A 14303-nucleotide genomic window follows, 5' to 3' on the forward strand; every position below is an offset into this window, starting at 1 on the left:
GTCTATGAAGATACTGGTGATCGGCCCATCATGGGTGGGTGACATGATGATGTCACAAAGCCTCTACCGTACTTTGAAGGCTTTGTACCCGAATGCAGAAATTGATGTGATGGCGCCGGCATGGTGCCGTCCATTACTGGCAAAAATGCCAGAAGTGAATCAAGCACTCGCCATGCCGCTTGGTCATGGTGCACTTGCCTTGGGTGAGCGCCGCCATCTCGGAATCACATTGCGTGAAAATAAATATAATCGCGCCTATGTGTTACCCAACTCATTCAAATCTGCACTCGTGCCTTTCTTCGCCAATATCCCGTTACGTACAGGCTGGCGTGGTGAAATGCGTTATGGGCTGCTGAATGACATCCGAGTCCTGAATAAAAATGCTTTTCCACTCATGGTACAGCGCTATGTTGCTCTCGCGTATGAAGGGAAAAACATACATAGCGCCGATGACATTCCACCGCCTCTCTTGTGGCCGCAGTTAACCGTCAATGACGAAGATATTGCAGAATCGACCTCGGCTTTCAATATTGCCGATCACCGCCCTATTATTGGCTTTTGCCCAGGTGCTGAATTCGGCCCGGCTAAACGCTGGCCGCATTATCACTATGCCGCGCTTGCCGAACAATTAATTACCCAAAAGGGCTATCAGATTCTGCTATTTGGTTCCGCCAAAGATCATGAAGCGGGTGAAGATATTCGTACTCTTTTAAGTGATGATGCCCGCGAAGATTGCCTCAATCTGGCGGGGAAAACGTCACTTGAGCAAGCAGTCAATATCATCGCAGCTTGTGATGCCATCGTGACGAACGATTCAGGTCTGATGCACGTTGCAGCAGCCTTAAATCGTCCGTTGGTGGCACTATATGGCCCAAGCAGCCCTGATTTTACTCCCCCTCTTTCAGATAAGGCTGAAGTGATCCGTCTGATTACGGGCTATCATAAAATCAGAAAAGGTGACAGTGATGGCGGTTATCATCAAAGCTTGATTGATATTCAACCTGAAAAGGTTTTAGCTTCATTAGAGACACTGCTACAGGTGGAGAGTCAGCATTAATGCGTGTTTTACTGGTAAAAACATCTTCAATGGGCGATGTGTTACATTCTCTGCCAGCATTAACTGATGCTAAAAAACATTTTCCGGACATTCGATTTGATTGGGTGGTGGAAGAAGGATTTGCTCAAATTCCAACCTGGCACAGTGCAGTCGAAAATGTTATTCCCGTCGCGATTCGCCGTTGGCGGAAAAATTGGTTCAGAAAAGATATTCGTGAAGAGCGAGCGCTATTCCGAAAACAACTACAACAGCACCAATATGACGCCATTATTGATGCCCAAGGGCTGTTAAAAAGTGCTTTTTTGGTGACTCGGTTAGCTCATGGCCCAAAACATGGCTACGACAAAAAAAGCATCCGCGAACCTATCGCCAGCTTCTTCTACGATCATCGTCATGCCGTTAGTAAACAACAACATGCGGTTGAGCGCATTCGGGCCTTGTTTGCTGATAGCTTGGGCTATAAAAAGCCATCGGAACAAGGTGACTATGCCATTGCCCGCCATTTTCTGAATCAACAAACAGAAAACCAAGGCCATTATCTCGTTTTCCTACATGCAACTACCCGCGATGAAAAACACTGGCCTGAAAATCATTGGCGACAACTTATCGCAGAACTCCAAACAACAGGACTGCGCATCAAACTCCCCTGGGGTGCAGAGCATGAGCATCAACGGGCATTACGGTTGGCGGAAGGATTTTCTCATGTTGAAGTATTGCCTAAACTGACTCTCGCAGAAGTCGCCCAGATCCTTGCTGACGCACGAACGGTGGTTTCCGTCGATACAGGGCTAAGCCATCTGACAGCCGCGCTTGATAGACCTAATATCACCCTATTTGGCCCGACAGATCCCGGTTTGATCGGTGGATATGGTAAAGAGCAACATTCTCTAAAATCGGCGGATAATACGATGCAAAGCATCACACCATCGGAGGTTATGTTGCTCTTACAGCAAGTGTTAAAAAAGCACTTTTCCCAGTTGTAATGTTTCACACCAACGGCTTTTATACTCAAACGTAGGATTACCCAAGGAGTAACGCATGGTTTTGCCACCTTGCTGACACAGTGCTTTTGCTTCTTGGATATTTACCCACATCAAAACGCTACCCACACTGAGATGGGCATATTCTGCATCATAGCCACCATTAATGGCATCAAAAGAGATCCATTTGGGGCTATCTGCCTTCAAAACAAAATCATAAGCACAGGGTTTGCCGTTGATCAGTAACACATTGCCAAATATATGTTCACGAAGTTCTGTATAGATTTCAACCAGATGTTGTTTTTGTTCTTCAGAATGACTGTAGTTCCAACGTTTCTGGTATAGATCGATATAGATATTCACTAACTCTTCGGCACTAAACTCACTTGAAGAACGAATTTCCCCTCCGGCTCGCTTGAATTTATTGATCTCGTTGCTGCGATTACGGCGAGTTTTGTAAGAGAAACTGTCTTTGATAAGACAAATTTTTCGTTTATTTAGCCGAGGATTATAGCTGGTGTTCAGGAAATTATCTTTATGTATTGGGGATAATCTCTTTGATTTTATTGGCAAAAATAGCTTAGCGTCTGTTGTGATAGGGAAAATAATTTCATCATATGAAACTGGATATTTAGTTTGCACATTTTCAATTAAGTCATTGTTATTTAAAGAAAAAAAAGCCCCTTTAATTACATTCCCTGTTTTTTTAATATAAAAGCAGAGCTTTTCATCAAGATGTCTATTCAGAAAAGATATAATGTTGGGGTGTGTTGATACACATCCTCCAAACAGATCATAAGCCTCTTTATATTGTTTAAAATCGCAGGTTTTCCATCCAAAAAGAAATGGCTTTATTTTTTCCATCATAACTCCACTAAATTACTTTAGTTTTAATATAAAATTACTTAACAAAGGATTTTATATTACCAAAGACAAAATGAATAATATGATTCAGTTAATAAATTATATTACTGGAAAATATAAAACTATATTACATTTTATATAGTTACTGATAGCTCAGACTATAAAAACCGTCAGAGCAGGGTAATTCGCTATTTTCTAACAATGGTTATGGAAAAGAGCAACATTTCCTAAAATCTCTGGATAATACGATACAAAATATTACGCTATCGGAAGACATGTTGCTCTTATAAAAGATTTTAACTTTTTCGAGGTAAAGTGGACTTAGCTAGTTCTCTGAAAGCATCTTCGAATTCGTTTTTGAATTTTTCATAATTCATACTTTCTTTAGACCACTCAATAGCATTTTTACTCATTGACTCATACAAAGATGGCTCCTTGAGTAAACGTTCAATCGCATCAGCACAATCAATATGCGAAAGCAACTTAGGTTCTGTTAATTTATCGTTAATGGGATCATACACTTGATGAGGAAAATCTATATCAATACCAGCTAGTTTTTCATGTTCATCAATTGATACCGTGGGTTTTAGACCAATCCCACAATATCCATCTTTAATGGCCTCTGGCTGGCCATCAACTAAAGGAAAAATTACTGGTACTGCATTGCTGAGAGCTTCGATGCATGATAAACCAAATGCTTCAGTTACAGGAGTACTCATATAGACATCAATTTTTTCATAAAATTTCTTCATATCTGATTGATATCCCACAAAATCCACAAAATCCACAATATTCAAATCAGACGCTAACTCTTTCAATTGAAGTTCACAGTTTCCACTTCCTGCAATAAATAATTTTGCATTAATCCCCCTCTTCTTAAGTTCATCCAATACTAACAAGGAAATACTGATTCCTTTCAAGCCGACTAAGCGAGATGCTGTACCTAAGACTATATGTTTTTTATTGATAATTTTCTTTGAAATTGTTACTGGTTGCATATCCAACCGATTCAATACAGTAAAGATTTTCTTCTTGAAAGAATACTTAAGCTGCATTACTCTTTTGGATGCATGACTATTTGAGATAATGGCATCCAACATATTAAGGAAACCAAGTGTTCTATTATTTAAGGCATAACGCCAGCCACAACCACAATCATAATAAATAAATGATTTACATTTAGGTTTCATGAATAGCTTGGGAACAAAATCCCAAACAATGACACAATCTGCATTAAATCTGTTGATTTTAAAATTCAATATATATTTTCTGATAAATGTTGGCCACTTAGCTTCATAGGCATCAAATACTCTATTAACCCTATATACAGCAATCCCTGACAAGGTTGAAGCCACATGTTCATTAATAGAATTGCTTAGACATAAGACTATATTTTTGTAACTACTATTTTTAATATATTTTACAAAGCGTTTTTCAACACCACCAAACCCCTGTAAATTAATAAGATGAACAATCTTCATAATGTTTCCTAAATTAACATTTAGCATACTAAGCACAAATAAAATAAGAGTTTTTGAAAAAACCGCACATTTAAAAAATATTCATAATACGGTTTTTATAACATCATTTTAGTGTAAAAATAAATGTTTATTTTCAAGGGATGGATTAGATAAATAAATGAATTTTTTCAAAAACACCACCGTTACTATAGAAAACTACTGCTCATTCCAGTTCGTAAATAAATGCAATATTGTCGTATGATAATTTACCTCAAAATCACCTGATTAGACTAGCTTTTTAAAGTAAAATTTGCTATATTTATTTATACTGATATCTAGTGTGGTCTATATTTCTAACGTCTAAGCCATTCATTACCATATTAAAACTTTCTCTTTCCCTCCAATCTTGTAACCTTTGTAGAAATAGGCAAGTTGAAAGGATTTTTGGCAATTTTTGTAATAATAGTTAGGAAAACCAGCCTTATCTGCCCAGTGTTTTGTACACACTCAGCCTGGTAATTGTATCAACAAGTCATTTTCCTCATTAATCATTTTTTAGTGTTAAATGCCATTTCTGCCCTAATTTGTAATCCCATTCTTCAGGGAGAATCAGATCTAGTCCATTACATGGCGTAAATGTTATCTCTCCAAAATAAATTGTATCTCCCAATAGATAAAAATCAACCCTACAATAATCAAAACCGTTAGATAACTTCTCAGCTAAGTATATCAATTCTTTCAACTTTCTAGGTTTTTCTAATTTAAAATTAGTATTTTTACATCCCATAACAAATGGCTGTAATACCCATTCCCTATCATATACATTTATAAACCTCTCTTTTCCAAATCTATTAAATTGAATTTCAAAAAACTCTACCCTTCCGCCAAAACAATGCAACTTATAATCTTCTGGCAAAAAATTATTATTTTCCTCTCCGAAAATATCTAAATATTCTTCACATATTACCTTAGGTTGAATGTTTTTATAATGCCATTCTCTAGTTCTTTTATACATGTCATTTTTCAGATGAAAATTAATCTTTTTATTTGCTTTTTTATAATCAAATAATGATTTGTTTTTACATATTATAACACTGCCAGCATCATGATTACACTTCAATACAAATTTATCTGGAAAACAATCATATTCTATGTCTTTTGTATTTTCATAAAAACCTAATAATTTTATTAGGTATTTTTCTCCTATAGTTCTTTTAACATACTCTCTGACTTTAAGCTTATCAGCTAATTCAGTATATAGCGGATTTCTATCCATTAATATTCTATAATTAACCTTTTCATTAAAAGTCTGCGGATCATTCAAATTTAATTCCTTTTTGAACTTTTTCCTGAATAATTTTCTTCTATATTTTTCATCTGAGACAAAATGAAAATTAATTGTATTTAAGATATTTTTAAACACTTTTGATAACGACATAATTAACTCTTATATTCATATAAGAAAATAACTACCGTACTGAGTCACGGTACCCAAGATACATATTATACTATATAATCCTGTACAATGTCTTCTCATAAAAATTTCTAATTGGAAATTAATTTTTCATAAACACAATTAAGAAAAAAGAGTACATAAATATTAAAAGCCCGTAACTATATACCCCCTTCACACCACACAAACCAGAGAAATATTATTTATATCTTACGCGTAAGACCTTATTGATTTCAGATATAACCATATCTGAAGATATAACGTCCATAATATGTATTTTCTTATTTAATGACATAATTGAACCCAAAATTACCTTATGAAGCTCAGGATCTTGATACGGACCCGTTGCAAATGGAGCAGCAGTAACAAATAAACTCACTGTAGGCACCTTTAAAGCTATTGCTATATGCATAGGCCCTGTATCACCTGTAACAAGTAAATCGAGTTCATTTATTGTTTGAGTTAATTCGACTAAGGTTGTTTTTCCAACTAATTGATTAACTCTGCTATGAAACTCGCCTGGTAATAATTTAATGAATTCTTGTTGTAATTGTATATCATTAGGTGATCCTACTAATACTATTTGTGTAGTATTATCATTGTGTAAAATGTAAGATGCAACCTGAACAAAGTTCCTCACAGGCCAACAACGTTCAGATGACGATGCGCCCATTTGAAAACCAATTGATAAATGATCTTTCTTAATAGAATTAACATGACATGGAACACGCATCTCAATACAGGATTTTGACGCTGTTTCACATCCTAATGGCTTTATTAGTTCGAGCTTTCTTTGAATAATATGGCCTGTATATTCATCAACATAATTAGTCAGCCATTTCTCAATTAATTCATTTTTACTATAGTTATCCCTGAAGATAAATTTAGCACCAGACATAATGGCACTTAAATAATCATATGGATTATGTGAATGTAGTATGATTGCGATATCAGGTGTACCTGATTCTTTTATTTCCTTTAAAAGTCTCGGAACATTATTTATTTTATTATTCCATGTAATAACTCTATCCCAATCAACTCCATTCTCTAGAAATGACTTAAAGTTTTGATGACAAATCAATGTAATAAAAGCATCTTTAAATCTATTTCTAATAGAATGTATCGCAGGTGTATTCATCAAGAAATCACCCAGTGCGGTAGTGGAATAAATAATTATATTTGAGAATTTTTTTTCTTCTAATTTATTAAATTCAATTCTTGATTGAGTAAAATCAGCTTTCCTTGTATAAACCTTCAAGAAGAGATCTACCAATTTGTGCTTTAAATACTTTTCCATTCCATACCTTTTTGATATATAAATTTTACAGGCTGTTATTTAATCAATTTCATCTGGTAATACTCCGCCAGCGTCATCCCCTGCATCAAGGGTTTCAAAAACTCAAACAACCCTTCCAAATCCCGATAAAGCTGTTCAATCTGTTCTTCATCTTTAAATGTTGGACTTCCTCCCGGCATAAATTCGGAAGAATGCAGCATAAACTCAACATAATCACTGCCAGATGCTAAAGTTTGCCGGACAACCGCTTTCATCGGCTCCAAATTTCCACCTTTTGGCCGCAACCAATTAACCGATGGCGAACGCTGTTTCCCTCTCAATCGATCATATTTCTGCTTAATAAAGTTCATGACCGGAGAATGTTTATATTGAATACTCATCGGAACTTGCAGTAATGCAGAATGCCCTTCTTTGGAAATATCTTGTAAATCCATAAAATAGGCATGAGCAGGAAAACGGCTATAGTCCGTTCCACCGTTTCCATTAGGGTTTCCCTTAGTAAAGCGCCAATCAACTTTAGGGGTAACGGAACAATCTACTTGATACCCATATTCGACCAATAATTGCGCGTAATACTCATTAAATGCCCAACGGCCTGCACGATGACTCAGCATCTTTGTCTGAAGTCTTTCTTCCAGAAGATTGGTCATAAAATCAATCTTTGCTTTAATTTGCTCTTTCGGATATTCAATCAGATAAGGTTTATAACGCATATCATCATCAGTCAGGGAAACTATAGGAGGGTTGTTCCAGGCATGCAAATGCATCCCTATTTCCCCGGTATTTCTGGCAATCACATCTTTGGCAAATTCGATATAGCTATCATCCATTGCCATTTCATAGTTGGTTAGCCAGACTGGTTTGAAGCCAAAACGCTCACAGAGATCCTGAAATCTTGGCAGATAATATGTGTTTTTTGTCGAGATCTGCTCCCGATTTTGCCATAGATCATCACCTTCAGTGTCAATCGTGATAATAAAAGCGGGTAATGACATCAATATGCACCAAAATATGATAAAAATAGTTATTTCAATGGTACGCATAGCAAGCACGTAACGCAATTAGAGAATCCTAACGACGCGATTGAGTGTAAACTTTATCCAGTAAGGTAGTCCTGTTGAGGTGGCTCTCTGTGATTTTTAAATTAAGATCGCTATATGACATTGATATTCTAACGAACTCAAAAAAATGACAAAAAAAATCAATAAAATCAAACGCATTTTGGTGATTAAACTGCAACATCATGGTGATATGCTGCTAGTAACACCGGTTATCAGCACACTCACTCATCACTACCCAAATGCAAAAATTGATGTGCTCCTTTATCAAGAAACCTCACCTATGCTGGAAAATTCAACAGAGATTTCTCATATTTTTTCCATAGATCGTAAATGGAAAGAACTAAGTATCAGAAAAAAATTATGGCATGAGTGGACACTGCTCAAAACATTACGGCAACAACACTATGATTTAGTGATCAATCTTGCTGATCAATGGAGAAGTGCCTTTATCACTCGTTTTACTGGGGCACCTATTCGTCTGGCACTTGATTACCCTAAACGACAAAATTGGAAATGGCGTTTCTGCCATACTGAAGTTATACCAACAGATGATCACGATTCATTACATATTGTAGAACAAAATCTCTCTATCCTAAAACCATTGCAACTTCCTTCACTCATCACAAAAGTAACGATGAGTTATAATAGTAAAGATGCACTATGGGTAAGTGAGACGCTGGCTAAACATAAATTTCCAGAAAAATATGTCGTCATTCAACCTACATCCAGATGGTTTTTTAAATGTTGGGATGAAAAAAAAATGGCAGAAGTGATAACTTCACTACAAAAGGATGGACACAGTATTATCATTACTGCTGGCCCAGATAAACGGGAATTAGAAATGGTAAATACCATTTTGTCGTACTGCCCTAATGATAAAAAATACATCCTTTCTCTGGCAGGGGAATTAACGTTACCCAAGCTGGCTGCATTGATTGACCATGCCAAGCTATTTATTGGCGTAGACTCAGTACCAATGCATATGGCTGCTGCTCTGAAAACGCCCTGCCTTGCATTATTCGGTCCATCTAAACTAACATTTTGGAAACCTTGGCAATCTGTCGGAGAAGTGATTTGGGCTGGTGATTATGGCGACATTCCTCACCCCGACGATATAAAAACCCACACAAACAAACGTTATTTAGACCTAATACCTGTGGATGCAGTCATTTCAGCAGCAAGGAAATATATTTCATGAAACCGTTACGTTTAGCCATTGTCCGTCAAAAATATCGCCCAGATGGAGGCGCTGAACGTTTTGTGTCAAGGGCATTAGAAGCGCTAGAACACCAACAAATTGAACTTAATGTCATTACTCGTTCCTGGCAAGGTATCAGTAATCCCAATTGGCATATTCACTTATGCAATCCTATTAAATATGGAAGAATAAGCCGCGAAAGGGGTTTTGCCAAATCAGCGCGAAAATTATGGCAAAAAGAACAATTTGATTTAGTCCAAAGTCATGAGCGTATTGCTGGCTGTGACATTTATCGGGCCGGAGATGGGGTCCATAAGCGGTGGTTACTACAGCGTGCTCGTATCTTACCAAGATGGAAAGCAACGTGGCTGCTGAATGATCGATATCATCGTTATGTAATGAATGCCGAGACAGAAATGTATACAGATCCTGCCTTAAAAAAAGTGATCTGTAACGCTGAGATGGTCAAAAAAGAGATCATAGAAGAATTTGGGTTAGCTGAAGATAAAATTGTCGTTATATACAACTCAATTGATAATACAAAGTTTTTTCCGGCTGATGAGCAATCCCGCCTACAACTTAGGCAGCAATATCAAATCCCTGCGACTGCAAAATGCTTGATTTATGTTGGTTCCGGCTTTGAACGAAAAGGATTATCCGCAACCATCAACACCGTTGCCAAAACAGGTGATTATCTCTTGGTTATCGGCAAAGACAAAGAGCAGAAAAAGTATCAGGAACTTGCAAACACTTTAGGATGTACCCATCGCGTCCGTTTTATGGGGTTACAAAAAAATACACTGCCTTTTTATCAGTTGTCTGATGGTTTGCTTCTGCCAACACTCTACGATCCCTTCCCCAATGTTATCCTTGAAGCTATGGCATGTGGTTTACCTGTTATCACAAGCACAACATGTGGAGGGGCAGAATTCATCAACGAAGGAAAAAATGGTTTTATCTGTGACGCATTAGATATTGAAAAATTGAGAGATGCTGTTCATTCCATTCCTGATAATATATTCGGCACAGATATGTCAATTGCAGCCAGAAACCAGATAATCTCTGCAACCCCTGAGAATTTATCTAAACAATTAATTGATCTTTATCAACGAGTTTTAGCACAGTGAAAGAGCACATTCTTTTTATTATTGATGGGTTGCCAGGAGGAGGTGCTGAGAACGTTACCCTCCGTCTTGCGGCTGGTTTAAATCAATCAAGCTACCAAATTTCATTACTTTCACTCAATACTCAGTTGGATTATACCATTCCAGAAGATATTCATTACATTGTCAGTTCAGATAACTATCAAGGGCCATTCAGAAAGCTCAACGAGATAAACCGCAGAGCTAAAGCAATGGATAAAGTTTTATTTAAGCTTTTTCAGGAAAAAGGCCGACCTGCGCTCGTCGTTTCTAATCTGCATAAAACTGATCGTATCGTCGTTAAATCAGAAATATTAAAAAATTGTAATGTATGGCATTGTATTCATGGTATTTATTCTCAATCATATTTAAGCAACAAGAGTGGCATTTCTCATTGGATAAAAAAAAGAAAAATCCAAAAAGTTTATAAAAACAGGAATCTCATTTGCGTCTCCAAAGCCGTCGGCGACGATCTGCTAAACAATATTGCGATACAACCCAAGCAGATAAAAACCATCTACAATCCCTTTGATTTTGAGCAAATAAAAGCAAAAGCATCAGAAACCAACCCTTATCATGGTCTGGATTACATTCTACATGTTGGGCGCTTCCATCAAGTAAAACGTCAAGACAGATTGATAGAGGCTTTTGCAAAAGCAAATCTCCCATGCAAGCTGCTCATAGTGGGAAAAGGTTCCAAGGAAATTGAAGAGAGTCTAAAAGTAAAAATCCATGAGCGTGGGTTAGATGGTAAAGCCATCCTGGCAGGTTTTTACTCTAACCCACACCCCATTATCAATGAAGCAAAAGCAGTTGTTATCAGTTCAGACAGTGAAGGATTACCAACAGTATTAATTGAAGCGTTAATTTGCCATACCCCGATTGTCAGTACTGATTGCCCTGGTGGTGTCAGGGAAATAATGACAGGTGAATTGGAAGGCTATCTATCCGATCTTGATGCGGATTCTTTGGCGAAAAAAATACAATTTGCTTATGATTCTCCCCCACACATCACAGAGAAGATGTATGACAAATTTGAAGCACACTATATACAGAAACAATATATTGAATTAATAGAAAAATAAGTAAGCAACTCTAGATCATGAGTAAACAGGGACTGCATTTTACACACTTTCTTCAAGCCAATGTGATACTATAGCCGCAGTCTATGTCAGTGAATTTGATAGAATGTTGCTTCGCTTATATCAGGTACTTCTCTACCTTATCCAACCAATTATCTGGTTACGCTTGCTGTTGCGCAGCCGTAAATCACCTGCGTACCGAAAACGCTGGGGGGAACGTTATGGTTTCTGTGCCAAAAAAGTTACCCCCGGTGGGATCTTACTGCATTCCGTTTCTGTCGGAGAGACATTGGCTGCCATTCCGTTAGTGCGGATTTTGCGGCATCACTATCCTTTTTTGCCCATAACAATAACAACCATGACACCGACGGGTTCTGAAAGAGTTCTGTCTGCACTGGGCTCGGATGTTAATCATGTATATCTTCCTTACGATTTGCCCGGTTCAGTGAGCCGCTTTCTTGATAACGTCAATCCAAAGCTAGTGATCATTATGGAAACCGAATTGTGGCCAAATCTGATCACTCAGTTGCACCAACGCGAAATACCATTGGTTATCGCCAACGCAAGGTTATCAGCCCGTTCTGCTGCCGGGTATCAAAAAATTAGCAGCTTCATTAAGACCATTTTAAATAAGATCACACTGATTGCTGCGCAAAATCAGGAAGATGGTGACCGTTTTATCGAATTGGGATTAAGGCGTTCCCAACTCTCTGTGACCGGCAGTCTTAAGTTCGATATTTCTGTGACGCCGGAATTGGCAGCCAAAGCCATCACACTACGTCGCCAATGGGCTCCTCATCGCCCTGTATGGATTGCAACCAGCACCCATGACGGGGAAGAAAGCATCATTCTGGATGCACATTGCAAGCTACTCAAACAATTTCCCGATCTCTTGTTAATTTTAGTACCTCGCCATCCTGAACGTTTCGGTAAAGCTGCTGAGCTGACACAAAACGCCGGGTTGAACGCGATATTGCGGAGTGCTGACACAATCCCGGGTGCCAATGTACAGGTAGTCATTGGAGATACCATGGGCGAATTAATGCTTTTGTACGGAATCGCTGATTTGGCTTTTGTCGGGGGAAGCCTGACAGAGCGCGGTGGACATAATCCTCTGGAAGCGGCAGCACATGCCATTCCTGTTATTATGGGTCCGCATACATTCAATTTTAAAGATATCTGTGCCAAGCTGGATAAAGCTGACGGGCTGATTACTGTCACGGATAGCCAATCATTAAGTTCAGCCATCAACAGCCTACTGACAGATGAAGATTACCGACTCTATTACGGCCGTCATGCCGCAGAAGTCCTGCACGAAAACCAAGGCGCACTTCAGCGCTTGCTAAAATTACTGGAACCTTATCTCCCGCCAAGGAGCCATTGATGAGTGCGCAAAAACGTCTGTCCGTTGTCATGATTGTTAAAAATGCAGCCGACTTGATTGAAGATTGCCTGCTTTCCGTAAATTGGGCAGATGAAATCATTGTGTTAGATTCCGGCAGCACCGATGAAACCAGCCAGATAGCCAGTGAGATGGGTGCAAAAGTCTATACGAATACCCAATGGCCTGGTTTTGGCCGCCAGCGGCAGCGCGCTCAATCCTATGCCAGCGGCGATTATATTTTTATGATTGATGCTGACGAACGCATGACTCCAGAACTAAAAGCATCGATTGAACAAGTCCTAGCCAACCCTGATGACAAGAAAGTCTATAGTTGTTCACGCCAGAATCTCTTTATGGGGCGATTCATGAAACACAGTGGCTGGTATCCTGATAAAGTGATTCGTCTCTATTGTCGTGAACGTTATCAATACAACGACAATCAGGTTCATGAGTCCCTTGATACTCAAGGTGCGTCCATCGTGACACTAAAAGGCGACTTGCGTCATTTAACCTGCCGCAATCTGATGGAATTCCAGCAAAAACAATTGAATTATGCGAGAGATTGGGCAAAACATCGCTACGAACAAGGCAAAAGGACTCATTATTTTTCTATCTTCAGCCATATGTCAGGCGCATTTTTCAAAACCTGGCTGTTAAGGGCGGGCTTTCTTGATGGTAAGCAAGGGTTGGTGTTAGCTATTGTGAATGCTCAATATACATTCAATAAATATGCTGCACTTTGGGAATTGACTCAAACAAAGAGTAAAAAATGATGAAAAGAAAAGCGATTTATCCTGGTACCTTTGACCCCATCACTTACGGTCACCTTGATATCGTTACTCGTGCAGCAAATATGTTCGATCATGTTCTACTGGCTGTCGCCAATAGTGACAGAAAAAATCCGATGTTCAGTTTGGAAGAACGCGTTGCTTTGGCAAAAGAGGCCACAGCCCATCTGGAGAATGTCGATGTGGTTGGATTTTGTGAATTAATGGTCAATTTTGCTAAAAAACAACAAGCTACCATCTTAATTCGCGGGGTACGTTCTGTTTCCGATTTTGAATATGAGTGGCAACTTGCCAATATGAACCGACATTTTATGCCAGAGCTGGAAAGTGTCTTTTTACTGCCTTCTCAAGATCTATCCTTCATCTCTTCATCCTTGATCAAGGATGTTGCACGCCATGATGGTGATATTTCATCATTCCTGTCTGAGCCAGTTGCTCAGGCAATGCGACAGAAATTAGGTAAGTAACCTGAGATTCATTTAAGAAGGGAACTAAAGTGCCTGAGGCACGATCAAAGTTTTTGCTAAAGAAAACAAA

At 38.4% G+C, this 14303-nt stretch carries 13 protein-coding genes; 8 read left to right on the plus strand and 5 right to left on the minus strand.

Going from position 1 to position 14303, the window contains the following annotated elements:
* Positions 1-4: 4 nt before the first annotated feature.
* Together rfaF and rfaC are read left to right on the plus strand one after the other, a co-directional pair.
* The gene (gene rfaF / locus Xenpb_RS08275) at positions 5-1057 is read left to right on the plus strand and encodes an ADP-heptose--LPS heptosyltransferase RfaF (RefSeq protein WP_187653894.1); all 1053 of its coding nucleotides are present in this window, start codon (positions 5-7) and stop codon (positions 1055-1057) included.
* Positions 1057-2040, plus strand: a complete 984-nt coding sequence (gene rfaC / locus Xenpb_RS08280; RefSeq protein WP_187653895.1) for a lipopolysaccharide heptosyltransferase RfaC — start codon at positions 1057-1059, stop codon at positions 2038-2040. The genes rfaF and rfaC overlap by 1 nt, the downstream gene beginning before the upstream one ends.
* Here rfaC and Xenpb_RS08285 read toward each other — a convergent pair.
* The 5 genes from Xenpb_RS08285 to Xenpb_RS08305 form a co-directional block, all read right to left on the minus strand.
* A complete protein-coding gene (locus tag Xenpb_RS08285; RefSeq protein ID WP_187653997.1) occupies positions 2014-2901 on the minus strand; it encodes a GNAT family N-acetyltransferase in 888 nt (295 codons plus the stop codon). The genes rfaC and Xenpb_RS08285 overlap by 27 nt on opposite strands.
* A gap of 296 nt (positions 2902-3197) precedes the next feature.
* Positions 3198-4382: a glycosyltransferase family 4 protein gene (locus tag Xenpb_RS08290; protein ID WP_187653896.1), complete on the minus strand. Its 1185-nt coding sequence runs from the start codon at positions 4380-4382 to the stop codon at positions 3198-3200.
* A 523-nt stretch (positions 4383-4905) separates the two neighbouring features.
* Positions 4906-5799, minus strand: a complete 894-nt coding sequence (locus Xenpb_RS08295) for an ATP-grasp fold amidoligase family protein (protein ID WP_187653897.1) — start codon at positions 5797-5799, stop codon at positions 4906-4908.
* A gap of 214 nt (positions 5800-6013) precedes the next feature.
* A complete protein-coding gene (locus Xenpb_RS08300) occupies positions 6014-7111 on the minus strand; it encodes a glycosyltransferase family 9 protein (protein ID WP_187653898.1) in 1098 nt (365 codons plus the stop codon).
* A gap of 35 nt (positions 7112-7146) precedes the next feature.
* On the minus strand, positions 7147-8106 hold the full coding sequence (locus tag Xenpb_RS08305) for a polysaccharide deacetylase family protein (protein ID WP_187653899.1): 960 nt from the start codon (positions 8104-8106) through the stop codon (positions 7147-7149).
* 193 nt (positions 8107-8299) lie between these two features.
* Here Xenpb_RS08305 and rfaQ point away from each other — a divergent pair, with 193 nt between their 5' ends.
* From rfaQ to coaD, 6 genes are all read left to right on the plus strand, one after another.
* Entirely contained in the window at positions 8300-9370 is a 1071-nt protein-coding gene (gene rfaQ, locus Xenpb_RS08310) for a putative lipopolysaccharide heptosyltransferase III (RefSeq protein ID WP_187653900.1), read from the plus strand.
* Positions 9367-10497 carry a glycosyltransferase family 4 protein gene (locus Xenpb_RS08315; protein WP_187653901.1) on the plus strand — a complete coding sequence of 377 codons (1131 nt, stop codon included), beginning with the start codon at positions 9367-9369 and terminating at the stop codon, positions 10495-10497. Before rfaQ ends, Xenpb_RS08315 begins: the two co-directional genes overlap by 4 nt.
* Complete coding sequence (locus Xenpb_RS08320; protein ID WP_187653902.1) at positions 10494-11597, plus strand: glycosyltransferase; 1104 nt, start codon at positions 10494-10496, stop codon at positions 11595-11597. Before Xenpb_RS08315 ends, Xenpb_RS08320 begins: the two co-directional genes overlap by 4 nt.
* Before the next feature lie 103 nt (positions 11598-11700).
* Positions 11701-12978 carry a lipid IV(A) 3-deoxy-D-manno-octulosonic acid transferase gene (gene waaA / locus Xenpb_RS08325; RefSeq protein ID WP_187653903.1) on the plus strand — a complete coding sequence of 426 codons (1278 nt, stop codon included), beginning with the start codon at positions 11701-11703 and terminating at the stop codon, positions 12976-12978.
* Complete coding sequence (locus Xenpb_RS08330) at positions 12978-13751, plus strand: glycosyltransferase family 2 protein (RefSeq protein WP_187653904.1); 774 nt, start codon at positions 12978-12980, stop codon at positions 13749-13751. Before waaA ends, Xenpb_RS08330 begins: the two co-directional genes overlap by 1 nt.
* The gene (coaD, locus tag Xenpb_RS08335; RefSeq protein ID WP_187653998.1) at positions 13751-14233 is read left to right on the plus strand and encodes a pantetheine-phosphate adenylyltransferase; all 483 of its coding nucleotides are present in this window, start codon (positions 13751-13753) and stop codon (positions 14231-14233) included. The genes Xenpb_RS08330 and coaD overlap by 1 nt, the downstream gene beginning before the upstream one ends.
* Positions 14234-14303: the final 70 nt, after the last annotated feature.

The sequence above is a fragment of the Xenorhabdus sp. PB62.4 genome, assembly GCF_014467285.1.
Taxonomy (GTDB): Bacteria; Pseudomonadota; Gammaproteobacteria; order Enterobacterales; family Enterobacteriaceae; genus Xenorhabdus.

Excerpts from the sequence above, each read along its gene's own strand:
- Xenpb_RS08315 (WP_187653901.1), top strand. The coding sequence starts at position 9,367 with ATGAAACCGTTACGTTTAGCCATTGTCCGTCAAAAATATCGCCCAGAT.
- rfaF (WP_187653894.1), top strand. The coding sequence starts at position 5 with ATGAAGATACTGGTGATCGGCCCATCATGGGTGGGTGACATGATGATG.
- rfaC (WP_187653895.1), top strand. The coding sequence starts at position 1,057 with ATGCGTGTTTTACTGGTAAAAACATCTTCAATGGGCGATGTGTTACAT.
- Xenpb_RS08285 (WP_187653997.1), bottom strand. The coding sequence starts at position 2,901 with ATGGAAAAAATAAAGCCATTTCTTTTTGGATGGAAAACCTGCGATTTT.
- Xenpb_RS08305 (WP_187653899.1), bottom strand. The coding sequence starts at position 8,106 with ATGTCATTACCCGCTTTTATTATCACGATTGACACTGAAGGTGATGAT.
- waaA (WP_187653903.1), top strand. The coding sequence starts at position 11,701 with ATGTTGCTTCGCTTATATCAGGTACTTCTCTACCTTATCCAACCAATT.
- Xenpb_RS08295 (WP_187653897.1), bottom strand. The coding sequence starts at position 5,799 with ATGTCGTTATCAAAAGTGTTTAAAAATATCTTAAATACAATTAATTTT.
- Xenpb_RS08300 (WP_187653898.1), bottom strand. The coding sequence starts at position 7,111 with ATGGAAAAGTATTTAAAGCACAAATTGGTAGATCTCTTCTTGAAGGTT.
- Xenpb_RS08330 (WP_187653904.1), top strand. The coding sequence starts at position 12,978 with ATGAGTGCGCAAAAACGTCTGTCCGTTGTCATGATTGTTAAAAATGCA.
- rfaQ (WP_187653900.1), top strand. The coding sequence starts at position 8,300 with ATGACAAAAAAAATCAATAAAATCAAACGCATTTTGGTGATTAAACTG.
- coaD (WP_187653998.1), top strand. The coding sequence starts at position 13,751 with ATGAAAAGAAAAGCGATTTATCCTGGTACCTTTGACCCCATCACTTAC.
- Xenpb_RS08290 (WP_187653896.1), bottom strand. The coding sequence starts at position 4,382 with ATGAAGATTGTTCATCTTATTAATTTACAGGGGTTTGGTGGTGTTGAA.